Source organism: Lampropedia cohaerens, assembly GCF_001005215.1.
GTDB lineage: Bacteria > Pseudomonadota > Gammaproteobacteria > Burkholderiales > Burkholderiaceae_C > Lampropedia > Lampropedia cohaerens.
In genome coordinates, this window is the sequence record NZ_LBNQ01000009.1 from 170827 (window position 1) to 195148 (window position 24322).

Here is a 24322-nt window from a genome sequence, read left to right on the forward strand (position 1 = left end):
ATGCTGCGCCGGGAGGCGCCATGAGCCGTTTGATGCGGTTTGCCGCAGCACTGCCGCTGTTGTGGTTGCTGCTGTTTTTCGTGCTGCCATTTTTGCTGGTGCTGCAAATCAGTGTGCAGCCGTTCGACGGCATCCGGCTGGGACCGCTTTTAACCCAGGTGGATGGCCGCTGGCAGTGGAACGGCCAGTGGAGCAGTTACTTGCTGCTGCTGCAGGATGACCTGTACCTGTCGACCTACCTGCGCTCGGTCTGGTATGCGCTGCTGACCACGCTGATCTGCCTCGGGCTGGGTTATCCGTTTGCCTACTTCATGGCCCGCGCACGCGCGGCGCTGCAGCCGCTGCTGCTGATGGCCGTGATGCTGCCGTTCTGGACCAGTTTCCTGCTGCGCGTCTATGCCTGGAAAGGGCTGCTGGATGCGCAGACTGGCTGGGTCGGCAAGCTGCTGGTGGAGTTCGGCGTCAGCCACTGGCTGGCGCAATGGGGATTGGTCAACTCGCCCACGGAGCTGCTCTACAGCCCGTTTTCGCTGATGATCGGCATGGTCTACACCTATCTGCCGTTCATGATTTTGCCGCTGTACGCTACGCTGTCGAAAATGGATGGTCGCCTGCTTGAAGCGGCGCAGGATCTGGGTGCCACGCCGTGGCAGTCGTTCTGGCGGGTAACGGTGCCGATGTCGCGCAGCGGGATCATGGCCGGCGCCATGCTGGTGTTCATTCCCTGTGTGGGCGAGTACGTCATCCCCGAACTGCTGGGCGGGCCCAACACGCTGATGATCGGCCGCGTGCTGTGGGATGAGTTCTTTGCCAACAACGACTGGCCCATGGCCAGCGGCGTGGCGGTCATCATGATGCTGCTGATCTTGGTGCCACTGATGCTGTTCAACTACAGCCAGGACCGCGCCGAACTGCGGGAAGGAAAGCGCTGATGCAGACCGGCAAGCGCGAGAAGATGCTGGGGCGGCTGTGGCTGTTGCTGGTTTTCGTGTTTCTCTACCTGCCCATCGTGGCGCTGGTGGTGTTCAGCTTTACCGACTCACCCGTGCCCAACGTGTGGGCGGGCTTCAGCCTGCGCTGGTATGCGCGGCTGTGGGAGGACGAGCAGCTGCTGCAGGGCCTGTGGCGCTCACTGCAACTGGCGGCCTGCTCGGCCACTGCTGCCACGGTGCTGGGCACGCTGGCGGGCGTGACGCTGCACCACATGCGCCGGCACATCGGCCGCTCCATCTATTCCGCGCTGCTGCGCGCGCCACTGGTGATGCCGGAGGTGTTGGTAGGGCTGTCGCTGCTGTTGCTGCTGGTGTCGCTGCAGCGGGCGTTTGGCTATCCCGAGCGTGGCCTGCTGACGATCTGGATTGGCCACGCCCTCATCGGCCTGGCCTATGCCACGGTGGTCATCGTCGCGCGGCTGCGCGACCTCAACCCCCAGCTGGAGGAGGCGGCGCAGGACCTGGGCGCGCGGCCGGCGCAGGTATTCTTTCTCGTCATACTGCCCAACATCGGCCAGGCGCTGCTGGCTGCCTGGCTGCTGACCTTCACGGTGTCGCTTGACGATGTGGTGATCGCCTCGTTCCTGTCGGGGCCGGGCTCGACCACCATGCCGATGGCCATCTTCTCGCGGGCACGGCTTGGGCTGGATCCCACCGTCAATGCGATGGCCACCGTGGTCATCGTGGTGGTGGCCGTCGCCGTAGGCGCGGCCAGCTACCTGATGGCGGTGCGTCAGCGGCGCCATCAGGCAGAGCTGTCTGCGTCGTCGCGCACATGAGTGGGGCGCGCTGCCGCGATTGATCCAGCATCCACCGCACAGACGCTTGAAAGTGCACGCATCTGGGGCGAGAATGCGCGGTTGCGCGCCAGCATGCTGTGCGCGGCTTTTCAATCCCTATGCCCTGAGAGTTGCCATGTTCCCCTTCAAATCGCTCGTTCTTGCCCCGGTTCTTGCTGCTGCGATGCTCGTGCAGGCGCAGACGCCCGCGGATGCGCCGGCGCTGCCCCAGACCATCGTGGTCGGGCTCGACGACAACTTCCCGCCCATGGGTTTTCGCAATGAACGCAACGAGATCGTCGGTTTTGACATCGACATGGCCCGCGAGGCAGCGCGCCGCATGCAGGTCGACGCACAGTTTCGGCCCATCGACTGGAGCGCCAAGGAAGCTGAGCTCAACAGCAAGCGCGTGGACGTGCTGTGGAACGGCCTGACGATCACCGAGGAGCGCAAGAAGCACATCGCCTTTACCGCGCCGTACATGGAAAACCACCAGATCATCGTCGTGTCCGCTAAGTCGGACATCCAGAGCAAGGCCGATCTGGCGGGCAAGGTGATTGGCGCGCAGGAAGGCAGCAGTGCGCTCGATGCGATCGGCCGCGACGCGGCCACGGCCAGCAGCTTCAAGCAGCTGCGCACCTTTGGCGACAACATCACCGCGCTGATGGACCTGGGCGTCGGGCGGGTTGACGCCGTGGTGCTGGACGAAGTGGTGGGCCGCTACTACGTGGCCAAGCGCAGCGACCAGTTCCGCGTGCTGCAGGACCATTTCGGCACCGAGGAGTACGGCGTTGGCGTACGCCGCGACGACACGCAGCTGCTGCAGCGCCTGGATGCCACGCTGGCTGCGATGAAGGCAGACGGCACGGCGCAGAAGATCTCCGAACAATGGTTCGGCGCCAACGTGATCAAGTAACGCTACCGCATCGACACTGGCGCGCGCAAAGTCCCGGCAAAACGGTGCCGGGTTTTTGCGCTACGGCCACGCTTGCAATGGCCCGGCGGGCTGCAATGCTGATGCCGACCAGGCCGACTCTCTCTCATGAACTACATTTTCTCGATGCTGCCGGCGCTCTGGCAGGGGTTGCAGGTCACGCTGCAGCTGTTTGCCATCACGCTGGCGCTGGCGATCCCGCTGGGCCTGCTGCTGGCGCTGGCACGCATCTCGCGGCACTGGTGGCTGTCGGGACTGGTCAATGCCTATATCTGGCTGATGCGCGGCACGCCGCTGCTGCTGCAGATTTTCTTCATCTACTTCGCGCTGCCGGGGCTGGGCATCACCTTGCCCGATTTTCCGACGGCGGTGGTCGCCTTCGTGATGAACTATGCGGCCTACTTTGCGGAAATCTTTCGCGCTGGCATTCAGTCGGTGGATCGCGGCCAGTATGAAGGGGCCAAGGTGCTGGGGCTGACATATCCGCAGACCATGCGACGCATCGTGTTGCCGCAGATGGTGCGACGCATCCTGCCGCCGCTGTCCAACGAGACCATCACACTGGTCAAGGACACCTCGCTGATCTATGTGCTGGCGCTCAACGACCTGCTGCGTGCAGCGCGCCAGATCGTGCAGCGCGACTTCAACACCACCGCCTTCGTGGTGGCGGCGGTTTTCTACCTGCTGATGACACTGGCGCTCACCTGGCTGTTCCAGCGCCTGGAGCGACACTATGCCCGCTATGACGACTGAGACGCCGCAGCCCCGCATCATGATTGCCGCGCACGGGCTGGGCAAAGCGTTCGGCACCAACCGCGTGCTGCAGGGTGTGTCGCTGGATCTGGCGCATGGCGAGGTGGTGGCCGTGATCGGGCCGTCGGGCTCGGGCAAAAGCACGTTCCTGCGCTGCCTCAACCACCTGGAGACCATCGACGAAGGCAGCGTGACCATCGATGGCGAGCCGTTGGCCACGGCAGGTCAGGATGGCCGCAGCCATTACGTGCCCGAGCGCGAGGTGCGGCGTATCTGCCGCAAGATGGGCATGGTGTTCCAGTCCTTCAACCTGTTTCCGCACATGACCGTGCTGCAAAACCTCATCGAGGCGCCAATGACCGTCAAGGGACTGGCGCGCGAGGCCGCCGTGGCCAAGGCCGAAGCCTTGCTGGACAAGGTCGGCCTGCTGGCCAAGCGTGACAGTTATCCGGGCCGACTCTCGGGCGGGCAGAAGCAGCGCGTGGCCATTGCCCGCGCGCTGGCGATGGAGCCTCAGATCATGCTGTTCGATGAGCCAACCTCGGCACTCGACCCGGAGCTGACCGGGGAGGTGTTGCGCACCATGCGCGCCCTGGCGCAGGAGCGCATGACCATGCTGGTGGTCACGCATGAGATGGGATTCGCGCGCGAGGTGGCCAATCGCGTCGTGTTCATGGACCAGGGCCAGCTCATTGAGCAGGCGCCAGCAGCGCAGTTCTTTGCCACGCCGCAGCACCCGCGCACGCAGGCGTTCCTGCAGCAGATGCTGTAGGTGCTGTGCGAGCGCGGTGATCCGGTGCGTTACCGCGATTCCCAGATCACGTCTTCCTGCGCTTGCTGCGCAGCGCGCAGCAGCTGCAGCAGGGGCAGGGCGCGGTGGCGCAGCGCTACCGGTTCGTCGTCCTGCGTGCTGTCGTGCGCCGTTTCAGCGTGTGCGGCGGGTGCACCACCTTCCGCGGCAGCCTGCCTGGCCTCCTCGCGGGCCTGTTCTTCCTGTGCGATGGCCGCTTCAATGGCAGTGATGGCGCCGGCCAGTTGCTGTTGCGTGATGATGCCTGGTGCCGTGGCGTCCTTGCCGATGATTTTCAGCAGGCGTTTGGCATCGGCTTCGAAATATTGGATGGGGGCACTGGATCGGGCGATGAAACGGTACATGGTGAAGCTCTCCATTCTGGTCTGACGCTAGCCAGCCTACATACTACTGGCCTGCGTACAGGCAAGGGGAGCGGTCCAAACTTGCTACATTGCAGTTTTGTTTGTTGGAGGATGCCGGTTGGTGCGCGATAAAACCCAATTTGTCTGCTCGGAGTGCGGTGCGGTGGCCACGCGCTGGCTCGGGCGCTGTCCTTCGTGTGGCGCATGGAACAGCCTGCAGGAGACGCAGCCACAGCCGGCGCGCAGCGAGGGCAAGAACCGTCTGGCGGCGTCGCACTATGCGGGTGCGAGCAGCGCCGTCATCACGCCACTGGCGCAGATCGAGACCCAGGATGTGGTGCGCAGTGCCAGTGGCATTGCCGAACTCGACCGTGTGCTCGGCGGCGGTGTGGTGGAAGGCTCGGTGGTACTCATCGGCGGCGATCCGGGCATTGGCAAGTCCACGCTGCTGCTGCAGACGCTCGATCGCCTGCAGCGCCAGGGCCTGCCCACGCTGTATGTCAGCGGCGAGGAAAGCGGCGCGCAGGTGGCGCTGCGCGCGCGCCGGCTTGGTCTGCCCGACAGTCAGGTGCCGATCCTCACGGAGACGCAGCTTGAGCGCATTCTGACGGCGCTCGACAAGCAGCAGCCTGCGGTGGCGGTGATTGATTCCATCCAGACCCTGTTTTCCGACCAGCTCACGGCCGCGCCCGGCTCGGTGTCACAGGTACGCGAATGCGCCGCCCATCTGACGCGGCTGGCCAAGAGCACGGGCATCGCCATCGTGCTGGTCGGCCATGTCACCAAGGAGGGCACGATCGCCGGGCCACGTGTGCTGGAGCACATGGTCGACACGGTGCTGTACTTCGAAGGCGACACGCACAGCAGCTTCCGGCTGGTGCGGGCGATCAAGAATCGGTTCGGGGCGGTCAACGAGATCGGCGTATTCGCCATGACGGAAGCCGGACTGAAGGGCGTGAGCAATCCGAGCGCCATCTTCCTCAGCCAGCACCGTGACGCGGTGGCGGGCAGTTGCGTGCTCGTCACGCTGGAGGGCACGCGCCCGCTGCTGGTGGAAATCCAGGCGCTGGTCGATGCCGGCGGGCCGAGCCCCCGGCGGCTGTCCGTCGGACTGGAGCGCGACCGGCTGGCCATGCTGCTGGCAGTGCTGCATCGCCATGCGGGCGTGGCCACTTACGACCAGGACGTGTTCATCAATGCCGTCGGCGGCGTGCGCATCAACGAGCCTGCCGCTGATCTGGCGATTCTGCTGGCGATCTACTCCTCCCTGCGCAACCAGCCGTTGCCCAAAGGGCTGCTGGTGTTCGGGGAGGTGGGACTGGCCGGCGAGGTGCGGCCAGCCGCGCGCGGCCAGGAGCGCTTGCGCGAGGCGGCCAAGCTCGGCTTTCACACCGCCGTCATTCCCCGTGCGAATGCACCCAAGAGTCCGATTGCAGGGCTGACCGTGCATTCCATCGAGCGGGTCGAGCAGGCGATGGACGTGGTGCGCACCATCGATTGATGGGGGCGCCAGCGCAGGCATGCACCGCTAGCTGGTGGCGGGACCAGCCTGTGGCCCGGCGCCCGGCTGAGGCAGCGGCACCACCATGGTGGCGTCGAAGGCGTCATCGGGCATCGGGTGGTGCGGCACTTCCGTGCTGGCAGGAGGCGCAGCCACCGCTTGCGAGAGATCGGTCGCCTGGTACTGCGTCAGGGCCACCCGGGTGGCGCGCAGCATCAGACCTTCCTGATCCAGTGGTACCAGCGTGCCGCGCTCAAAACAGGCCGCCAGTGTGTTGCGCTGCATCAGAAAGCTGCGCCCGTCATTGCTGACCAGCAGGTGCAGCTGGCGATGCTGGCTGTGCCAGGCATACTGCACGCGCAGGCCGTCTTCCGAGTCCGTCTGCTGGGCGCCGGTGCCGAAATGAAACCATTCGCCAATAGTGCGGGCATCCGCCCATGCCAGGACATCGGCGGCGGGTTGCTCGTCGGCCTGCGGCTCCACCACGGTCAGGCCCGGCAGCTCGATGCCGACCACCATTTCGATGTGTTCACGGCTCAGCGGAATGTCGCCAGCCGAGGCGTTGCCGACCAGATTCTCCAGATTTTCCAGCTTGCCGGCCAGTTGCCGCAACTGACTGGCCGACAGCCCTTGCGCGCGCGAGAGGAAGGCCTCCTGTACCAGGGCCTGGATCTTGGCGACGGCCGCGTCCTGTACGACATCGAGCACGCCCACCAGTGCGAGGCCGGCGCGCAAGCGGGCCAGCAGCTGCGGCAGTGCCTGCACGGCGCGGCGCCGCTCGCGCGACGTGGTCTTGGCGCTGGTCACCCAGATCAGCAGTGATGCAGCGCGCTTGAAGGCGCGCGTCTCCGTCGACTTCGGTCCCGAGCGGATCGCCGAAACGGCCAGCACCTCCGCCCAGGTCTTGAACAGAAAGGAACGGATTTCCTCCTTGATCGGCAGGTCCTGCAACAGCCTGCGCAACTCAATGGTAAAGCGCACCAGCAGCGTTTCCTTTTCCTCGATCTGCTGCGCTACCGAAATCGCCTTGCCGGCCAGCCGATGCTCGCTGAGATGCTTCTGCAGGAACTTCTCGAACTCGTTGAGCGCGAGCTGGAACACCTTCACCCCGGTATCCGGGTACTGCTCGATCATCTGGACGATGCGGCGGATTTCCGACTCCAGCGCGCTGCCCTGGAAATTCGCGCCATCGAATCCCATAGCGGCGCTGCCCATGCGGTCGATGAGGCGCTTGATGGGGTGCTCGGCATTGGTGAAGAAGTCGGCATCGGACAGCGCCACGCGCAGCACAGGTACCTGCAGCCGTGCAAACAATACGCGCAGTGAAGCCGGCACGCGGTCTTCCGACAACACGCTCTGAAACATCAGCGCCACCATTTCGATGATGGCCTTTTCGTTGGGCTGATTGGCCTGCTGTTTGATGGCTTCGGACTGTTGCCGCGCCACCCTGACCAGCTGCTGTCCGACTGCCGCCGGCGACTGGATGAAGGTGGTACCGGCGGCAACCTGTTCCAGCTGCGCGATGGCTTGCACCTGCTGCGCCTGCAGTGCGTGCGCCAGCGCCGTACTCGGGGCGGGCTGCACGCCACCGGGCCCGGCGCCCAGTACGAGGCTCATGCGCGCAAGAATGCTTTGCTGCAGGGCCTGCACCTGCTGCAGCACCTGTTGTCCGAAGCGTGCCTGTGGCGCCTGCAGCGGCGTGGTTGCAGGCATGGGCGCACCGGGCACGACCATCTGCGGCGCCAGAAAGCCGGAGGCCGCAGGCTGGGTCAGAAAGACCGGTGCGGGCATGGCCATTCCGGTCGGCACCGCAACGCCCGGCTGCACGGGATTTGGGCTGCGGGCATCTTGCGAGTGAGGGGGATGGGCCTGTGGCCCCGCGGTCCCCGCCCAGGCCGCTGCGCCCGCAGCGGCAAGGCTGCCGTGCCCCGAGCGCGGCGCGGCAGCAACGGGCTGCGGCACCAGCGGCGCGATGCCATGGTCTTCCAGGAACTGGTTGGCGGCCTGGTAGGCCTTGAGCAGGATAGCCGCCCATTCCTGGCTGATCTGCTGCATGAGCCAGATGAACATCGGTTTGCTCAGCCCGGCTTTGAGCCATGTCTGGACGATGTTTTCGGCCACCGTGGCCGGCAGAATGACATCCCCGGGGCTCAGGCGCTGCTCGCCCAGGCGGTGCAGCCGCCGACGCAGCTCAATGAAGGCGGGATCGACACTGTCGGCGACCTGCATGCTCAGACGCGAGGAGGCGATCAGGCCTTCGATGGCTTCATCGCTGATGAGCTGCAGCTCGTCGATGCTCTGGGCGGTTTCCAGCGACTTGCGCTGTGCCACCGGCTGGTCGGGATTGGTCAGTGCCGCCCGCCAGGTGGCCAGCAGCGCCTGCGCCCAGTCCCGGCGACTGCGCATGTACTGCTGCGCCCATTGATCCAGTGGCAGCGGTTCGAGTTGCGCCGAACCACTGGCTGCAGCAAGGTGCTGATCGAAGGCGCGGGTGATCAGCCGGTCCAGCTCCGCGATGCCGCTGCACAGCGACTGCAGAAAAGTCTGGCGCGCAACGCGCGCCAGACTCTGGCTGTCGCTGACGGTCCGGGCATTCATGGTGGTGCAAGCTTACACCACCGCTCCTGCATTGGGGTCGTTGGGATCGATGGACTGCTTTTGCGGCTTGACCAGATCCTCGCGCTTGACGCCCATCCACAGCACCAGCCCCGAGCCGACGAAGATCGACGAATACACGCCAAAGATGATGCCGATGGTCAGTGCCAGCGCAAAGTAGTGCAGGCTCGGTCCGCCGAAGAACAGCATGCACAACACCATGGCTTCCGTCGACGCGTGCGTAATGACGGTGCGGCTCATGGTACTGGTGATGGCATGGTCGAGCACCTGGCGGGTGTTCATCTTGCGGTTCTTGCGGAACATCTCGCGCACCCGGTCGAAGATCACCACGACCTCATTGACCGAATAGCCGAACACCGCCAGCACGCCGGCAAGTACCGCCAGCGAGAACTCCCACTGGAAGAATGAGAAGCAGCCCAGGATGATCACCACATCGTGCAGGTTGGCGATGATGGCTGCCAGACCGAACTTCCATTCAAAGCGAAACGCCAGGTAGATCGTGATGCCGGCGGCCACGAAGGCCAAGGCCAGCAGGCCCTGCTGGGTGAGCTCGTCGCCCACCTGCGGGCCGACGAACTCGGTGCGCAGCAGCTTCACCTCGGGCTCGTCCTTTTGCAGCTGGGCCAGCACCTGGGCGCTTTGCTCGTTGCTGGTGGCGCCTTCCTGCACCGGCAGCCGAATCAACACGTCGCGGGCGGTGCCGATGTTTTGTACCTGCACCTCGCCGTAGCCCATGCCTGCGATGGAGCTGCGCACCTGCTCCAGATTTGCCGCCTGCGGATACTGCACCTGCACCACCGTGCCGCCGGTGAACTCGACCGACAGGTTCAATCCCTTGGTGGCCAGGAAGAACACCGAGAGCACGAACAGGATGATCGAGATGATGTTGAACACCAGTACGTGCTTCATGAACGGGATGTCCCGTTGAATTCTGAAGAATTCCATGGCTGTTGCTCCCCTATGCCTGCTGGGACTGTTCGTCGCCGTTCTTGCGCGATGTGGCGCCGGCGGAGATGGGTGGCTTGATGCCGGGTTTCCAGACCTGGCCGATGGCAATGGACTTCAGGCGCTTGCGGCGGCCATACCAGAGGTTGACCAGGCCGCGTGAGAAGAACACGGCCGAGAACATGCTGGTGAGCACGCCGATGCAGTGCACCACCGCAAAGCCCCGCACCGGGCCGTGGCCGAAGGCCAGCAGCGCAAAGCCCGCGATGAGGGTGGTGACGTTCGAATCGAGAATCGTCGCCCAGGCGCGTTCGTAGCCGGCGTGGATGGCTGCCTGGGGCGAGGCGCCCGAGCGCAGCTCCTCGCGGATGCGCTCGTTGATCAGCACGTTGGAGTCGATCGCCACGCCCAGCGCCAGCGCCATCGCGGCAATGCCGGGCAGCGTCAGCGTCGCCTGCAGCATCGACAGCACCGCCAGCAGCAGCAGCACGTTGACCAGCAGCGACAGCGACGAAATCACGCCGAACACCAAGTAGTAGATGCACATGAACACCATGATGATGATCAGGCCCCACACCACGCTGCTCTGGCCGCGTTCGATGTTCTCGGCCCCGAGGCTGGGGCCGATGGTGTATTCCTCGATGATCTCCATCGGCGCGGCCAGCGCGCCCGAGCGCAGAATCACGGCGGTTTCGGTGGCCTCGCGCGGGGTGAAGGCGCCGGAGATCTGCACGCGCCCACCCGGAATCTCCTCGTTGATGTTGGGGGCGGTCACGACCGTGCCTTGGCCCCGCTCGAACAGGATGATGGCCAGCCGCTTGTTGACGTTGTCGCGCGTGACTTCGCGGAAAATACGTGCGCCCGGCCCGTCGAATTCCAGGTTGACCACCGGCATGTTGCCGCGTTGCTGGTCAAACCCGGGCTGGGCATCGAGCAGGTTCTCGCCGGTGAGGATGACCTGCCGCTGCACGACCACGCGCTGGCCGTTGGAGTCCTGGAACACTTCCGAGCCGAATGGCACCGGGCCGGCGCCACGCTCTGCCGCGCGGCCCTCGGCGGACTCGTCCACCAGCCGGATCTGCAGCGTCGCAGTGCGTCCGATCATGCGCTTGGCCTGCGCCACGTCCTGCACGCCGGGCAGCTGCACGATGATGCGGTCGGCGCCGGAGCGCTGGATTACCGGCTCGGCCACACCCAGTTCGTTGATGCGGTTGTGCAGCGTGCTCATGTTCTGTGCCAGCGCCTGCTCTTGAATGCGCTGCGTGGCTTCCGGCGTGAAGACGATGCGCAGCTGCGTGCCGGTCGAGCGGGCCGGATCAATCGTCAGGTCGGGATAGTTTTCGCGCAGCAGGTCGCCCACAGTCTGTGCGTCTGCACTGTCTTGCAGCGCCAGCGTGACGGCCTGGCCGTCACGGCGTACGCCACCGTGGCGGATGTCGCGCTCGCGCAGGGCCGTGCGCAGGCTGCTCGCAAAGGCTTCGGCGCGCTGCACCATGGCGCCTTCCATGTCGACCTGCAAGGTGAAGTGCACGCCGCCGCGCAGGTCCAGCCCCAGATACATCGGCCGGGCGTTGATGGCCTGCAGCCATGCTGGCGTGCGCGAGAGCAGATTGAGCGCGACGGAGTAGCCCGCCGTGTCCTCATCGGGAGCCAGCGCCGCTGCAATGGCATCGCGCGCAGGTGCCTGATCGTCCTGGCTGTTGAGGCGCACGCGCAGCGACTGCTCGTCACGCTCGACGGCCTTGACGGGGATGTTCTCGCTCTGCAGCACATTGAGCACCCGCGCCTGCAGGCTGTCGTTGATGGGCGAATCGGGCCGCAGCGAGGCCACCTGCACGGCGTAGTCCTCGCCATAGATGTTGGGCAGCGTGTAGAGCAGGCCCACAACCACCGCAATCAGCATGATTGCGTATTTCCAGACCGGGTAGCGGTTCATGTCAGTGTGTCATCCAAGCCGGCACCGCCCGGGGTACGCGGCAAATCAGGGACAAAAAGGAAAACCCCGGTGCGATGCAGCAGGGTTTGTGGCGCCACGCGCCGCGCTGGCGCAGGCGGGTGAGCCGGGCATTCGGGACCGGCAGCGCATGGGGCGTTCAGGCGGCGGTCTTGTCCCAGGTGCCCTTGGGCAGCACCTGCGAGATGGCCGAGCGTTGCAGTTGCACTTCCACGCCGTTGGCGATTTCCAGATGCACCCATTGTTCGCTGAGCTTGGAGACGCGCCCAACAATGCCACCGGCGGTGCTGACTTCGTCGCCCTTGGCCAGCGCGTCGAGCATCGCACGGTGCTCCTTCTGGCGCTTCATCTGCGGGCGGATCATGATGAAGTAGAGCACCACGAACATCAGGATCAGTGGCAGCATCCCGGTGAACAGGGAGGCGCCGCCAGCAGCTTCGGCAGCGGGGGCGGTTTGGGCGTAGGCGTTGGAAATCATGGTTGGTTGTACAAAGAGATAAGGAAAACGGAAACGGCAAGATGCCCGCATGCGCCCACTGGCCATAGGCGGCCCGACGGCCCGGGGTGCCGGTAACCGGCGCGTGCGACAGGTGCACGGTGTGCCTGTGCGCCAGCGGGGCGAAAAACTGCCATTGTATGCGGCGTACGGGTTGCGGGGCCTTTGGGGCGGATGGCCGTTTTGCCCGGCTACCTGTGGCGCGGATGTGTCAGCGCCGCCGCGGCCTTGGCAGCACCCGGCGGGACATTGGGTCCGCGCCGGACACCGCATTGCCTGACCGGTGCCGCGCGGCGCCGAGCAGGTTCAGAAGATGGGCATGGCCGCGGCCGGTTGTCGGTTACGCTCACTGCATGACGCTCCATCCTCTTGATTCCGGCGCCGCGCACGAGCAGGCGGCAGCCGATCCGCTGTTCAATCAGTCCCTGGAAAAAGGGCTGGCGGTATTGCAGGCGTTTCAGGCCGGTCCGCGTGTGCTGACGCTGGGCGAGCTGGAGCAGCGCACCGGCATGACGCGCAGTTCGGTGCAGCGCTCGGTGCATACGCTGCAGCGGCTGGGTTACCTGCAGAAGCACCCGCAGCGTGGCTTTTGTTTGCTGCCCAAGGTGGTGTCACTGGGCTTTGGCTATCTGGCCACACATCCGCTGGTGCAGGCTGCGCAGCCCTACATGGCCGAGCTGTCGCGCCAGACCGGCGAGACGGTGACGCTGGCGCAGGCCAGCGGCGTCGAGATGGTCTACATCGCGCAGCTGACGACGCCCCAATACATTCCGGCGCACACCCCCATTGGCACCAGCGTGCCGATGTATTGCACCAGTTGCGGGCGAGCCTACCTGAGCGGCCAGTCCGACGAGGAGGTCGAGCGCGTGCTGGCGCACTCGCAGCTCATCCGGCGCACGCCGCATACCCTGGTGGATCGGCAGGCCATTCTTGCGCGGGTGCGCGAGTGCCGCCGCGATGGCTTTGCGCTGAACGTGGAGGAGTTGTTTGCTGGGGACATGGGCGTTGCCGCGCCCCTGGTGGACCGGCAGGGCGTAGTGGTGGCCACCATTCATCTCGCGCCGCCGAGTAGCCGCTGGAGTCGCAACGATCTGCGCAAGAAGCTGGGGCCGCTGGTCAAGGGCTGCGCCAGGGCCATTGCCAGTGCGTTGCCGACCACACTGTAGCGCTCAGCGCCGGCTGCAGATTTGTCATCAATATATCGTTAATCGATACACAATCATCGATTGGCACGCAAATTGCACATTCGGAACTGTCCCTTTACCCGACGGAGAGTTCCATGCACCGCTTCCCCACGACATTTCCGCACCTGAAAACCCTGGGGCGCCTGGCCGCCATCGCATTGCTCGGCGCAGCCTGCAGCACGGCTGTGCTGGCGCAGGAGAAGGTGCTGCGCATCGCCATGACGGCCGGCGACATCCCGCGCACGTCCGGCCAGCCTGACCAGGGCTATGAGGGCAACCGCTTCACGGGCATTCCGATGTACGACGCGCTCACGCAGTGGGACCTGAGTTCGGCCACCGAGCCGAGCGTGGTGATTCCGGGCCTGGCCGTGTCCTGGGTGGTCGATGAGAGCGACAAGACGAAATGGATCTTCAAGCTGCGTGAAGGAGTGAAGTTTCATGACGGCTCGGACTTCAATGCCGACGCAGTCGTCTGGAACGTCGGCAAGGTGCTGGACAAGTCAGCGCCGCAGTTCGACGCGGCGCAGGTGGGCGTGACTGCCTCGCGTATGCCGACACTGGTCAGTGCGCGCAAGATCGACGATCTGACCGTGGAGCTGACCACCAGCGAGCCCGATTCCTTCTTGCCTATCAACCTGACCAATCTGTTCATCGTCTCGCCCACGCACTGGCAGGCCAAGTACGACGCGCTGGCTTCCGTGGCCGATCCCGTCGAGCGCAGCAAGCAGGCCTGGGCCGCGTTTGCCGAAGATCCCTCCGGCACCGGCCCCTTCAAGGGCGACCGGCTGGTGCCGCGCGAGCGCTTCGAGATGGTCAAGAATGACCAGTACTGGGACGAGAGGCGCCGCCCCAGCATCGACCGCGTCGTGCTGCTGCCGCTGCCCGAGGCCAGTGCGCGCACGGCAGCGCTGATGTCGGGCCAGGTCGACTGGATCGAGGCACCAGCGCCGGATGCGCTGGATGCCATCAAGGCGCGCGGCTTCAAGGTGTATTCCAACCTCCAGCCGCACCTGTGGCCGTGGCAGTTCTCGTTCCTGGAGGACTCGCCATTTACCGACATCAAGGTGCGCCACGCGGCCAACCTGTGCGTTGACCGCGACTCGCTCAAGATGCTGCTCGGCGGCTTGATGGAGCCGGCTACGGGAATTGCCGAGCCGGGCGATCCGTGGCGTGGCAATCCTACCTTCCAGATCCGCTACGACGTGGCCGCTGGCCAGAAGCTGATGCAGGAGGCGGGCTATTCGGCCGAGAACCCGGTCAAGGTCAAGGTGCAGACCTCGGCATCGGGCTCGGGCCAGATGCAGCCGCTGCCGATGAACGAGTTCATCCAGGAAAGCCTCAAGCAGTGTTACTTCGATGTCGAGTTCGACGTGGTGGAGTGGAACACGCTCTTTTCCAGCTGGCGCCTGGGCGCCAAGGATCCCAGCGCCAACGGCGCGCACGCCACCAACGTCAGTGCCGCGACGATGGATCCGTACTTTGCGATGGTGCGCTTCGTCAGCACCAAGGCCCACCCGCCGGTGGCGCAGAACTGGGGCTACTACAGCAACCCGGAGACCGACCAGCTGGTCGAGACGGCCCGCACGACCTTCGATGCCCAGGCACGCGATGCCGCGCTGGCGCGGCTGCATGAACGCATTGTCGACGAGGCGCCGTTCCTGTTCGTGGCCCACGACGTCGGGCCGCGGGCCATGTCGCCCAAGGTCACCAACGTGGTGCAGCCCAAGAGCTGGTTCATCGACATTGCCACGATGAAGCTGGAGTGACGGCGCGGCGGTGAGGTGGTGCGCGGCGCAGCCAGACCGTGCCAGCGCTCGCCCCGATCACCGCGTGGCCATGTGCGTGCGGGCACGCCCCGCCATTTCACCATCTAGAGGAGCCCCCACGATGCTCTCCTACCTTCTCAGGCGCCTGGGCTATGCGTTGCCGATCATGCTCGGCGTGTCCTTTCTGTGCTTTCTGCTGGTCCATCTGGCCCCCGGCGATCCGCTGGTGTCCATCCTGCCGGCCGATGCCTCCATCGAGCTGCAGCAGCAGATGATGCAGCTGTACGGCTTCGACAAGAGCCTGCCGGAGCAGTTCGTGCACTGGATCTGGCGGGCGCTGCACGGCGATCTGGGCACCTCGATCGCCACCAGCAGGCCGGTGACCACGGAAGTGCTGACCGCCGTCGTCAACACCGTGATGCTGGCCGTGCTGGCTACGGTGATCGGCTTTTTCCTCGGCAGCCTGTTCGGCTTTGTTGCGGGGTACTTTCGCAATTCATGGGCCGATCGCACGGCGTCCTTCATTTCCATCATCGGCGTGAGCATGCCGCACTACTGGCTGGGCATGGTGCTGGTCATCATTTTCTCGGTCAAGCTGATGTGGCTGCCGCCCACCGGCGCGGGGCCGGGTGGTTCGTCGAGCTGGGCCTGGGACTGGGCGCACGTGCAGTACATGATCCTGCCGGCCATCACCATGGCCTTCATCCCGATGGGCATCGTCGCGCGCACGGTGCGCGCGCTGGTGGCCGACATTCTTTCCCAGGAGTTCGTGGTGGGCCTGCGCGCACGGGGCCTGGGCGAGTGGGAGGTCTTCAAGCATGTGGTCAAGAACAGCGCGCCCACCGCATTGGCGGTCATGGGGTTGCAGCTGGGCTACCTGCTGGGCGGCTCCATCCTGGTGGAGACCGTGTTCTCGTGGCCCGGCACTGGCTTTCTGCTGAACCAGGCGATCTTCCAGCGCGACCTGCCGCTGCTGCAGGGCACGATTCTTGTGCTGGCGATGTTCTTCGTGCTGCTGAACCTGCTGGTGGACGTGCTGCAGACGCTGTTCGATCCCCGCATCGAGAGGAGCTAGAGGCCATGAGCAGTTTCACAGCGGTTTCACCATCTGGCGCGGTGCAGCCGGCGTCCACGCCGCTGGCGCGCTCGCCCAGCCACCTCGCCAACGTGATGGCGCGCCTGGTGCGCAATCCCGTGGCGATGGCGGCGGCGGCCGTCATCGCCATCCTGCTGCTGGTGGCCCTCTTGGCGCCGTGGCTGATGCCTGCCGATCCGTATGCCACGTCGATGCTCAACCGTCTCAAGCCCGTAGGGACCGAAGGCTACCTGCTCGGCACCGATGAGCTGGGGCGCGACATGCTCTCACGCCTGATGCTGGGCGCACGCCTATCGCTTTTCATGGGCATCGTGCCGGTGATTCTGGCGTTCGTCATCGGCAGTGCCATCGGCATTTTGGCGGGGTATGCCGGCGGCTGGCTGAACACCGTGGTAATGCGCTGCATTGATGTGCTGTATGCGTTTCCATCCGTGCTGTTGGCCATTGCACTGTCGGGTGCGCTGGGGGCGGGCATCACCAACTCGCTGATTTCATTGACCGTGGTGTTCGTGCCGCAGATCGCACGCATTGCCGAGAGCGTCACCACGCAGGTGCGGCGCAGCGATTACGTGGATGCCGCCCGCGCTTCAGGTGCCAGTGCGTTGACGATCGTGCGCCGCCATGTGCTGGGCAACGTCATCGGGCCGATCTTCGTGTATGCCACCAGCCTGATCTCGGTGGCGATGATTCTGGCCTCGGGGCTGTCCTTTCTGGGGCTGGGCGTCAAGCCGCCGCAGCCGGAGTGGGGGCTGATGCTCAACACGCTGCGCACGGCGATCTACACGCAGCCGCTGATTGCCGCGCTGCCGGGCGTGATGATTTTCATCACCTCGGTGTCGTTCAACATGTTGGCCGACGGTTTGCGTTCGGCCATGGAGGTCAAGTCATGAGCAAGGTCGTCACAGCGCCCGAACCCGTTGATCTGGGTGGGCCGGCGCAGCCACTGCTGATGGTGCGCGGTCTGAAGAAGCACTTTCCGCTCAAGCACAAGGGCTTGGGCTTCCTGAGCAGGCGCGGCAAGCCCGCGGTGCGCGCTGTCGATGGCATCAGCTTCGACATCCTCAAGGGCGAGACGCTGGGGGTGGTGGGCGAGTCCGGATGCGGCAAGTCCACCACCGCCCGCTTGCTGATGCAGCTGACCCAGCAGGATGCGGGTGAGCTGGTCTTCGACGGGCTCGGCGTGGGCAGCGCGGCGTTGCCGCTGCGGGACTTCCGGCGGCAGACGCAGATGGTGTTTCAGGACAGCTATTCATCGCTGAATCCGCGCATGACCATAGAGGAGTCCATTGCCTTCGCACCGGCCGTGCATGGCGTGCCGCGGCGCGAGGCGCTGCAGCGCGCCCACGGCCTGCTCGCGCGCGTGGGGCTGGAGCCAGCGCGCTTTGCGGGGCGTTATCCGCACGAGCTCTCGGGCGGGCAGCGCCAGCGCGTGAACATCGCGCGCGCGCTGGCCTTGCGCCCGCGTCTGGTGATTCTCGATGAGGCCGTCTCGGCGCTGGACAAGTCGGTCGAGGCGCAGGTGCTAAACCTGCTGCAGGAGCTCAAGCAGGAGTTCAATCTGACCTACGTCTTCATCAGCCACGACCTGAATGTGGTGCGCTACATCTCCGATCGGGTGCTGGTGATGTACCTGGGGCAAGTGGTGGAAGTGGGCCCTGCCGAGCAGGTCTTCGAGAGCCCGCTGCACCCCTATACCCAGGCGCTGCTGCGCTCGATTCCAAGCACGAATCCCCTTGAGCGTACCCGCGAGGCGCCTCTGTCGGGGGATCCGCCCAACCCCATTGATCCGCCTGCGGGCTGTCGCTTTCACCCCCGTTGCGCGCTGGCGCAGCCCGTCTGTGCCCAGGTGCCACCACGGTTTGCGCAGGTGGCCCACGGTCGGCAGGTCGCGTGCCTGCGCCATGAGCCGCAATCGGGCTATGTCGCCGCGCCCGCACAGCTGTCGCAGGAGGTCTGTCATGCGTGAGCGCCATCCAGCACCATGGATGGTGCATCTGCAGGACTTCCAGGTCGCGTTCCATTCCGGCAGCAAGCGCATCGCCGCGGTCAACGGCGTGGACCTGCAGGTGCGCCAGGGCGAGGTCATGGCCTTGATCGGCGAGTCTGGCTCCGGCAAGAGCGTGACGCTGCGGGCGCTGATGCGCCTGCATGACGAACGCACGACGCGCTACGGTGGCACTGCGCTGGTGGCGGGGCAGGATGTGCTGGCGATGCCGCGCCGTGCCCTGTCGCGCCTGCGCGGCAAGACGGTGGCGATGATCTTTCAGGAGCCGCTGCTTGCGCTCGATCCGGTCTACACGCTGGGCCAACAGATCGTCGAGACGATCATGCGGCACGAACCCGTTTCACGCGCCCAGGCGCGGGCGCGGGCACTGGCGCTGTTCGAAAAGGTGCGCATTCCCAGCCCGGCACGTCGGCTCGATGCCTATCCGCACGAAATGTCCGGTGGCATGCGCCAGCGCGCCATGATTGCCCTGGCGCTGGCCTGCAATCCGCAGATTCTGCTGGCCGATGAGCCCACAACGGCGCTGGATGCGACGGTGCAGATCCAGATCCTGCTGCTGCTGCGTGAGCTGCAGCGCGAGCTGGGCCTGTCGATCATCTTCGTGACGCATGACATCGGCGCGGCCGCCGAGGTGGCCGACCGCATGGCTGTCATGTATGCCGGTCGCATCGTCGAGCAGGGCAGTGCCGTCGAGTTGCTCACCCGGCCGCAACACCCTTACACGCAGGCGCTGCTTGGCAGCCGCAGCCATGGCGCCATGCGCCGTGGCCATCCGCTGGAGACGATCGGTGGCGCGCCGCCCGACCTGGCACGGCTGCCCGCCGGCTGCGCCTTCGCCGAGCGCTGCAGCTACACCACCGATGCCTGCTTGCACGCGCCGCCGCCGCCCATTGCGGTGGGGCGCCAACACCTCGTGCGCTGCGTGCGGGTACAGCCGCATGCGGCGGCCCACGTGGCATGACGCCGAGCGCACTTTTTCCTCGGACTCAGGATGCATCACCCCATGTCGGACAACGTTTTCTGCTTCATTCCCTATCCGCCGGTCGAGGTGCCCCATGCCGCGCACGGCCCATTGGCCGGGGTGCGTATGGCGGTCAAGGACATCTACGACGTCGCCGGCTATCCCAGCAGCTGGGGCAATCCGCATGTGCTGGCCATGTCGGGCATCAAGACCCGCACCGCGCCAGCCATTGCCGCGTTGCTGGCTGCCGGTGCGCAGATGGTGGGCAAGACCGTCACCGACGAGCTGGCGTTTTCGATGACGGGCAAGAACGCCCACTTTGGCATGCCGCGCAACGGTGCCGCGCCCGATCGCATTCCCGGCGGCTCCAGTTCGGGTTCGGCCTCGGCCGTCGCCAACGGCCTGTGCGACTTGGCCATCGGCTCGGACACGGGTGGCTCGGTGCGCTGTCCGGCCAGCCACAACGGCATTCTGGGCATACGGCCCACCCATGGCCGGATCGCCCTGGATGGCTGCATGGCGCTGGCGCCCTCGCTGGATACTTTGGGCTGGTTCGCCCGTGACATGGACGTGTTTGCGGCAGTCGCGGACGTGCTTCTGGGCGAGGACTCGGCACCGCTGCCGGCCACGCCGCGCCTGCTGGTCGCCCAAGACGTGCTGGCTACGCTGGACGCGGCCGTCGGTGACGCCTTTGCAACGCAACTGGCGCAGCTGTGCACGCATCTGGGCGTCAGTGCGCAGCCTGTTGACGCCTGGCTGATGCCGCCAGAGCAGCTTTACTGGGCCTTTCGCTTCATCCAGGGCTATGAGGCCTGGCAGAGCCATGGCGCACTGATCGCGCACTATGGCCTACAACTGGGGCCCGGCGTGCGTGAGCGCTTCGAGTGGTCGCGCGGCATCAGCGCCAGCGATGTCGAGCCGCACCACCGCCTGCGCGTGGAGTTCTCGCGTGCCATCGATGCGCTGCTTGGGCAGGATGGTGTGCTGCTCATGCCGACGATGCCGCAGGTGGCCCCGCTGGCTGCGAGCGATGACGCTGCGCATGAGGACTACCGCAACCAGTCCATCCGCCAGCTGTGCGTGGCCGGGCTGGCCAAGCTGCCACAGATCTCGCTGCCAGTCATGGCCATCGAGGGGGTGCCGCTGGGCCTGTCGCTGATCGGCCCGCGCGGCAGCGACCGGTCGCTGGTGAAACTGGCCAAACGCATTTACCACTGACTTGACTGACCAAGGAACATGGACACCATGACCGATACCGCTGTACTTGAAACCGCTCCTGCCGCTGCATTGCGCATCAACGGCGAACGCCTGTGGCAGACGCTGATGGACCATGGCCGCATTGGCGCAACCGCCAAAGGGGGCGTGTGCCGTCTCGCACTCACCGAGCTGGACCGCCAGGGGCGCGACCTGTTCGTGCAGTGGTGCCGCGACGCCGGCATGCAGGTGCGGGTGGATGCCATCGGCAACATCTTTGCACGCCGCGAGGGCAGCGACCCCACCCGCGCGGCCGTGGCCATGGGCAGCCACATCGACACCCAGCCCACTGGCGGCAAGTTCGACGGCATCTTCGGCGTGATGGCTGCACTCGAAGTCGTGCGCACGCTCAATGAGCGCGGCGTGACCACGGCTGCGCCGCTGGAGGTGGTGGCCTGGACCAACGAGGAAGGCTCGCGCTTCGTGCCGGTGATGATGGGCTCGGGCGTGTTTGCCGGGGCGTTTACGCTGGAGCACGCGCTGGCGGCGTCCGATGCACAGGGCCTCTCGGTTGCGCAGGAGCTGGCCCGCATCGGCTACGCTGGCGTGCAAACGCCTGGCGTGGTGCCGGGCGGCATGTACGCGGCGTACTTCGAGGCGCACATCGAGCAGGGACCGGTACTTGAGGCCCACGATCTGGTGATCGGCGTGGTGCCGGGCGCGCTGGGGCAGCGCTGGTACGACGTGACCATCACCGGCGTGGAATCGCACGCGGGCACGACGCCGATGGACCTGCGCGGCGATGCGCTGCTGGCGGCCGCACGGCTGATCGAGGCCGTCAACCGCATCGCCCTGCAGCGGGCACCCTACGGGCGCGGCACGGTCGGCCATCTGCAGGTGCTGCCGAACTCGCGCAACACCATCGCCGGAACCGTCCAGTGCAGCGTGGACCTGCGCGCCCTGGAGGATGCCGATCTGCTGGCCATGCAGGAGGACCTGATGGCCTGCGTGGCAGAGCTGCAAGGCCGCAATCCGCGCCTGCACATTGCCGTCAAGCCGGTGGTGTACTTTCCGCCCTGCCATTTCGATGCGAAGTGCATTGCCAGTGTTCGCGAGGCCGCCGCTGGCCTTGGCTATCAGAGCATGGAGGTCGTTAGCGGCGCAGGGCATGACGCGGTGTACGTCGCCAACGTGGCGCCCGCTGCGATGATCTTCGTGCCCTGCAAGGACGGCATCAGTCACAACGAGGCCGAGTGGGCCGAGCCTGCGCATCTGGCAGCCGGTGCCGATGTGCTGCTGCATGCGGTGCTGCGCTACGCCAGCTAGCGTGCCTGCCGCACCTCTGCGCCCGTGTCAGACTAGGTGCGGCCTGAACGAAAAAAGTCGCCCGGCAGGCCTTGCCGCCGGGCGACTTTTTTGCGCTCCGCTACTGCCCCGTGCGCTGTGACGCGCAGGGCCTGCGGTTGGTCGCTACTTGCCGAACTTCGGCAGGTTGAACTGCGGCGGCACGCCCATGCGCACGTTGATGAGCCACTGCTGCGCAATCGAGAGGATGTTGTTGGTCAGCCAGTACAGCACCAGGCCAGCCGGGAAGAAGAAGAACATCACGCTGAAGGCCAGTGGCATGATCCACATCATCTTGGCCTGCAGGGGATCTGGCGGTTGCGGGTTGAGAGCCACCTGCAGCAGCGAGGTCAGCATCATCAGCAGCGGCAGGATGAACCAGGGGTCAGGCACCGAGAGATCCTGAATCCAGCCGATCCATGGCGCATGGCGCATCTCGACGCTGGACAGCAGCACCCAGTACAGCGCGATGAAGAACGGCATCTGGATCACGATCGGCAGGCAGCCGCCCAGCGGGTTGACCTTTTCCTCGCGGTAGATGCGCATCATCTCCTGCTGCATCTGCTGCGGATTGTCCTTATAGCGCTCACGCAGCTGCGTCACGCGCGGCGCAACCGCGCGCATCTTCGCCATGCTGGCATAGGCCTTGGCGTTGAGCCAGTAGAACGCGACCTTGAGCAGGAACACCAGCGCGACGATGGACCAACCCCAGTTGCCGATGATGTCGTGCAGGTGGCTGAGCAGCCAGTACATCGGCTGCGCCAGCACCTTGATCATGCCGTAGTCCTTGAGCAGCTGCAGGCCTGGCGCGATGTCGGCCAGCTCGCGTTCGACCTGCGGGCCGGCAAAGAAGAGGGAGTCGATGGCCTGCGATGCGCCCGGCTCGATCGGCGGGAAGCTGGCGATCATGCCCACCGAGTACAGCCCCGCGCCGGGGCGGCGCACGAAGTTTTCGCGCGCGATGCCGTCCGGCAATATCCAGGCCGAGGCAAAGTAGTGCTGCACCATGGCCACGTAGCCAGTGTCGCTCAGTTTCTGGAAGCTGTTGCTGGCCTTCTGGTAGTTGCTTTCGATGTCCTTGAACGGCACCTTCTGGAACTTTTCCTCGTCGGTGTAGATGGCCGGTCCGGTGTAGGTGCCGGTAAACATCACCCCGCCCGGGACCTCGCCACCGTCCCGCACGATCTGCTCGTACAGCTGCGGGGCCACCGGCGCCTGCCCGTGGTTGATCACCTCGTGGCGCACCTGAATGTCGTACCTGCCGCGTTGCAGCGTCCAGGTCTTGATGAGCTGCACGCCATCCTGCACCGGGGACTCGAAACGGATTTGCAGCGTATCCTGGCCGTCGCCCAGCGTGCGCGGGCCATCGGCGACCTTGAGCAGTGTCTTGTGGTTGGGGAAATTGCCGCCGATCAGGCCGGTCTGTGCGACGTAAGCGCGGTTGGCACTTTGATCGAGCAGCACCACCGGGCCGTCGCGGCTGTCGTTCTCATAGGCGAGCAGCTCCGCGCGGATGAGCGAGCCGCCCTCTGTACTGAAGGTCAGACGCAAGACGTCGGTGGTGACGACAAACTGCTCGGCCTGGGCCGCCGGCGCTGCGGCTGCGGCACTGGCGCCAGGCACGTCGCCTGCGCCCGCCTGGCTGAGCTGCTGGCTGGCGGCGGGAATGTCCGGTGCCGGCGCAGCGGTTGGTGTTGCGGGAGGCTCTGGCGCGGCTGCGGTCTGCGTGGCCTGTGGAAAAAACAGCGCAGGCCGACCATTGTGAATCTGCCAGCGATCCCACAACAGGATCAGCGAGAACGCAAAGATCACCCACAGGATGGAGCGGCGGATATCGTTCATGAGGACTTCTCGGAAGACGAGGACTGCGCAGGCTGCGCGGTGGTCAGCAGGCGGGAAAACAGGTTCTGCGGCGGCTGCTCGGGCACGGGATCATGGCCGCCGGCACACCACGGATGACAGCGGCACAGGCGACGGACCGTCAGCCAGCTGCCGTGGGCGGCGCCATGGCGCTGCAGGGCAATCAGGGCATAGTGCGAACATGTCGGAGTGAACCGGCACGCGCTGCCCAGCCATGGGCTGAGCAGCAGGCGGTAGGCCTTGACCAGAGCAACGAGCAGCGTGCGCATCATAGCTGTCGTTGCAGATCTGCGGCCGTCACGGCCATCAGCCTGGCACGTGCGAACAGGGTCAGCAGTTCCTGGCGCACGGCTGCACGCAGCGGTGCCGAGGCCGCACTGCGAAACACGGCAGCAGCGGAGTCGGTGGCTGCGGGGCTGCCGCCACGCTGGCGCGTGCGCGCGTGAAAACCGGCACGCAGCCGCACAAGGATGGCAACGGGTTCGGCATCAGTGGCGCGCGCGCGCACCGCCTCAAGCGCCACCGCATAAACCTGGCGGCGCAGTAGATTGCGCGTGGCCGCACGCCTAGCCCAGCGTTTGGGCAGCATGGCGCCAACTGCCATGGACGCGGAGGACGCGTTCGCTCCCGCGCTAAGCCCAAGCTCCGCCTCTGCCAGTTCGGACAGTGGCAGCAGATGCAGGCAGAAATGAGCGGTTCGTGCCACCGGCGGGTGCCCCAACAGGATCTGGAATTGCTTGCGCGTCTTGATGTGCCGCAGCGTCATGCCAGCTACCGGTGCGCGGTG

At 65.6% G+C, this 24322-nt stretch carries 22 protein-coding genes; 14 read left to right on the forward strand and 8 right to left on the reverse strand.

Going from position 1 to position 24322, the window contains the following annotated elements:
- Positions 1-20 precede the first annotated feature (20 nt).
- From AAV94_RS01615 to AAV94_RS01635, 5 genes are all read left to right on the forward strand, one after another.
- Positions 21-932 carry an ABC transporter permease gene (locus AAV94_RS01615; protein WP_046740544.1) on the forward strand — a complete coding sequence of 304 codons (912 nt, stop codon included), beginning with the start codon at positions 21-23 and terminating at the stop codon, positions 930-932.
- On the forward strand, positions 932-1771 hold the full coding sequence (locus AAV94_RS01620; RefSeq protein ID WP_046740545.1) for an ABC transporter permease: 840 nt from the start codon (positions 932-934) through the stop codon (positions 1769-1771). Before AAV94_RS01615 ends, AAV94_RS01620 begins: the two co-directional genes overlap by 1 nt.
- A gap of 136 nt (positions 1772-1907) precedes the next feature.
- Positions 1908-2687: an amino acid ABC transporter substrate-binding protein gene (locus AAV94_RS01625; RefSeq protein WP_046740546.1), complete on the forward strand. Its 780-nt coding sequence runs from the start codon at positions 1908-1910 to the stop codon at positions 2685-2687.
- Between the two features lie 126 nt (positions 2688-2813).
- Positions 2814-3458: an amino acid ABC transporter permease gene (locus tag AAV94_RS01630; protein ID WP_046740547.1), complete on the forward strand. Its 645-nt coding sequence runs from the start codon at positions 2814-2816 to the stop codon at positions 3456-3458.
- Positions 3448-4230, forward strand: coding sequence for an amino acid ABC transporter ATP-binding protein (locus tag AAV94_RS01635; protein WP_046740548.1), 783 nt, complete (start codon positions 3448-3450; stop codon positions 4228-4230). The genes AAV94_RS01630 and AAV94_RS01635 overlap by 11 nt, the downstream gene beginning before the upstream one ends.
- 29 nt (positions 4231-4259) lie before the next feature.
- Here the strand turns inward: AAV94_RS01635 and AAV94_RS01640 are convergent, their stop codons facing one another.
- Entirely contained in the window at positions 4260-4613 is a 354-nt protein-coding gene (locus AAV94_RS01640; RefSeq protein WP_197407984.1) for a DUF1840 family protein, read from the reverse strand.
- A 118-nt stretch (positions 4614-4731) separates the two neighbouring features.
- Between AAV94_RS01640 and radA the strand changes: the two genes are divergently transcribed.
- Positions 4732-6114 (forward strand): DNA repair protein RadA, encoded by a 1383-nt coding sequence (radA, locus tag AAV94_RS01645; protein ID WP_046740550.1) that lies wholly within the window; start codon positions 4732-4734, stop codon positions 6112-6114.
- A 27-nt stretch (positions 6115-6141) separates the two neighbouring features.
- Here the strand turns inward: radA and AAV94_RS01650 are convergent, their stop codons facing one another.
- The 4 genes from AAV94_RS01650 to yajC form a co-directional block, all read right to left on the reverse strand.
- Positions 6142-8712, reverse strand: coding sequence for a DUF1631 family protein (locus tag AAV94_RS01650; RefSeq protein ID WP_052754857.1), 2571 nt, complete (start codon positions 8710-8712; stop codon positions 6142-6144).
- 12 nt (positions 8713-8724) lie between these two features.
- Positions 8725-9675, reverse strand: a complete 951-nt coding sequence (secF, locus tag AAV94_RS01655) for a protein translocase subunit SecF (RefSeq protein ID WP_046740551.1) — start codon at positions 9673-9675, stop codon at positions 8725-8727.
- Between the two features lie 13 nt (positions 9676-9688).
- Entirely contained in the window at positions 9689-11611 is a 1923-nt protein-coding gene (gene secD / locus AAV94_RS01660) for a protein translocase subunit SecD (protein ID WP_046740552.1), read from the reverse strand.
- Positions 11612-11768: 157 nt separating this feature from the next.
- Entirely contained in the window at positions 11769-12107 is a 339-nt protein-coding gene (yajC, locus tag AAV94_RS01665; RefSeq protein WP_046740553.1) for a preprotein translocase subunit YajC, read from the reverse strand.
- A 371-nt stretch (positions 12108-12478) separates the two neighbouring features.
- Here yajC and AAV94_RS01670 point away from each other — a divergent pair, with 371 nt between their 5' ends.
- From AAV94_RS01670 to AAV94_RS01705, 8 genes are all read left to right on the forward strand, one after another.
- On the forward strand, positions 12479-13291 hold the full coding sequence (locus AAV94_RS01670; RefSeq protein ID WP_046740554.1) for an IclR family transcriptional regulator: 813 nt from the start codon (positions 12479-12481) through the stop codon (positions 13289-13291).
- A 113-nt stretch (positions 13292-13404) separates the two neighbouring features.
- Positions 13405-15075, forward strand: a complete 1671-nt coding sequence (locus AAV94_RS01675) for an ABC transporter substrate-binding protein (RefSeq protein WP_046740555.1) — start codon at positions 13405-13407, stop codon at positions 15073-15075.
- Positions 15076-15196: 121 nt separating this feature from the next.
- Positions 15197-16150 (forward strand): ABC transporter permease, encoded by a 954-nt coding sequence (locus tag AAV94_RS01680; protein WP_046740556.1) that lies wholly within the window; start codon positions 15197-15199, stop codon positions 16148-16150.
- A gap of 5 nt (positions 16151-16155) precedes the next feature.
- Positions 16156-17061: an ABC transporter permease gene (locus tag AAV94_RS01685; protein WP_046740557.1), complete on the forward strand. Its 906-nt coding sequence runs from the start codon at positions 16156-16158 to the stop codon at positions 17059-17061.
- Positions 17058-18137, forward strand: a complete 1080-nt coding sequence (locus AAV94_RS01690; protein WP_046740558.1) for an ABC transporter ATP-binding protein — start codon at positions 17058-17060, stop codon at positions 18135-18137. Before AAV94_RS01685 ends, AAV94_RS01690 begins: the two co-directional genes overlap by 4 nt.
- Positions 18130-19137, forward strand: a complete 1008-nt coding sequence (locus AAV94_RS01695) for an ABC transporter ATP-binding protein (protein ID WP_046740559.1) — start codon at positions 18130-18132, stop codon at positions 19135-19137. Before AAV94_RS01690 ends, AAV94_RS01695 begins: the two co-directional genes overlap by 8 nt.
- Before the next feature lie 42 nt (positions 19138-19179).
- Positions 19180-20355, forward strand: coding sequence for an amidase (locus AAV94_RS01700; protein ID WP_046740560.1), 1176 nt, complete (start codon positions 19180-19182; stop codon positions 20353-20355).
- A gap of 18 nt (positions 20356-20373) precedes the next feature.
- The gene (locus AAV94_RS01705) at positions 20374-21657 is read left to right on the forward strand and encodes a Zn-dependent hydrolase (protein ID WP_046740561.1); all 1284 of its coding nucleotides are present in this window, start codon (positions 20374-20376) and stop codon (positions 21655-21657) included.
- 144 nt (positions 21658-21801) lie between these two features.
- Here AAV94_RS01705 and yidC read toward each other — a convergent pair whose 3' ends face one another.
- The 3 genes from yidC to AAV94_RS01720 are packed head-to-tail and all read right to left on the reverse strand — an operon-like array spanning position 21802 to position 24301.
- A complete protein-coding gene (gene yidC / locus AAV94_RS01710) occupies positions 21802-23517 on the reverse strand; it encodes a membrane protein insertase YidC (RefSeq protein ID WP_046740562.1) in 1716 nt (571 codons plus the stop codon).
- Positions 23514-23807: a membrane protein insertion efficiency factor YidD gene (yidD, locus tag AAV94_RS01715; protein ID WP_046740563.1), complete on the reverse strand. Its 294-nt coding sequence runs from the start codon at positions 23805-23807 to the stop codon at positions 23514-23516. Before yidD ends, yidC begins: the two co-directional genes overlap by 4 nt.
- The gene (locus AAV94_RS01720) at positions 23804-24301 is read right to left on the reverse strand and encodes a ribonuclease P protein component (protein WP_046740564.1); all 498 of its coding nucleotides are present in this window, start codon (positions 24299-24301) and stop codon (positions 23804-23806) included. The genes yidD and AAV94_RS01720 overlap by 4 nt, the downstream gene beginning before the upstream one ends.
- Between the last annotated feature and the right edge of the window lie 21 nt (positions 24302-24322).

Excerpts from the sequence above, each read along its gene's own strand:
- AAV94_RS01615 (WP_046740544.1), top strand. The coding sequence starts at position 21 with ATGAGCCGTTTGATGCGGTTTGCCGCAGCACTGCCGCTGTTGTGGTTG.
- AAV94_RS01620 (WP_046740545.1), top strand. The coding sequence starts at position 932 with ATGCAGACCGGCAAGCGCGAGAAGATGCTGGGGCGGCTGTGGCTGTTG.
- AAV94_RS01625 (WP_046740546.1), top strand. The coding sequence starts at position 1,908 with ATGTTCCCCTTCAAATCGCTCGTTCTTGCCCCGGTTCTTGCTGCTGCG.
- AAV94_RS01630 (WP_046740547.1), top strand. The coding sequence starts at position 2,814 with ATGAACTACATTTTCTCGATGCTGCCGGCGCTCTGGCAGGGGTTGCAG.
- AAV94_RS01635 (WP_046740548.1), top strand. The coding sequence starts at position 3,448 with ATGACGACTGAGACGCCGCAGCCCCGCATCATGATTGCCGCGCACGGG.
- AAV94_RS01640 (WP_197407984.1), bottom strand. The coding sequence starts at position 4,613 with ATGTACCGTTTCATCGCCCGATCCAGTGCCCCCATCCAATATTTCGAA.
- AAV94_RS01650 (WP_052754857.1), bottom strand. The coding sequence starts at position 8,712 with ATGAATGCCCGGACCGTCAGCGACAGCCAGAGTCTGGCGCGCGTTGCG.
- secF (WP_046740551.1), bottom strand. The coding sequence starts at position 9,675 with ATGGAATTCTTCAGAATTCAACGGGACATCCCGTTCATGAAGCACGTA.
- secD (WP_046740552.1), bottom strand. The coding sequence starts at position 11,611 with ATGAACCGCTACCCGGTCTGGAAATACGCAATCATGCTGATTGCGGTG.
- yajC (WP_046740553.1), bottom strand. The coding sequence starts at position 12,107 with ATGATTTCCAACGCCTACGCCCAAACCGCCCCCGCTGCCGAAGCTGCT.
- AAV94_RS01670 (WP_046740554.1), top strand. The coding sequence starts at position 12,479 with ATGACGCTCCATCCTCTTGATTCCGGCGCCGCGCACGAGCAGGCGGCA.
- AAV94_RS01675 (WP_046740555.1), top strand. The coding sequence starts at position 13,405 with ATGCACCGCTTCCCCACGACATTTCCGCACCTGAAAACCCTGGGGCGC.
- AAV94_RS01680 (WP_046740556.1), top strand. The coding sequence starts at position 15,197 with ATGCTCTCCTACCTTCTCAGGCGCCTGGGCTATGCGTTGCCGATCATG.
- AAV94_RS01685 (WP_046740557.1), top strand. The coding sequence starts at position 16,156 with ATGAGCAGTTTCACAGCGGTTTCACCATCTGGCGCGGTGCAGCCGGCG.
- AAV94_RS01690 (WP_046740558.1), top strand. The coding sequence starts at position 17,058 with ATGAGCAAGGTCGTCACAGCGCCCGAACCCGTTGATCTGGGTGGGCCG.
- AAV94_RS01695 (WP_046740559.1), top strand. The coding sequence starts at position 18,130 with ATGCGTGAGCGCCATCCAGCACCATGGATGGTGCATCTGCAGGACTTC.
- AAV94_RS01700 (WP_046740560.1), top strand. The coding sequence starts at position 19,180 with ATGTCGGACAACGTTTTCTGCTTCATTCCCTATCCGCCGGTCGAGGTG.
- AAV94_RS01705 (WP_046740561.1), top strand. The coding sequence starts at position 20,374 with ATGGACACCATGACCGATACCGCTGTACTTGAAACCGCTCCTGCCGCT.
- yidC (WP_046740562.1), bottom strand. The coding sequence starts at position 23,517 with ATGAACGATATCCGCCGCTCCATCCTGTGGGTGATCTTTGCGTTCTCG.
- yidD (WP_046740563.1), bottom strand. The coding sequence starts at position 23,807 with ATGATGCGCACGCTGCTCGTTGCTCTGGTCAAGGCCTACCGCCTGCTG.
- AAV94_RS01720 (WP_046740564.1), bottom strand. The coding sequence starts at position 24,301 with ATGACGCTGCGGCACATCAAGACGCGCAAGCAATTCCAGATCCTGTTG.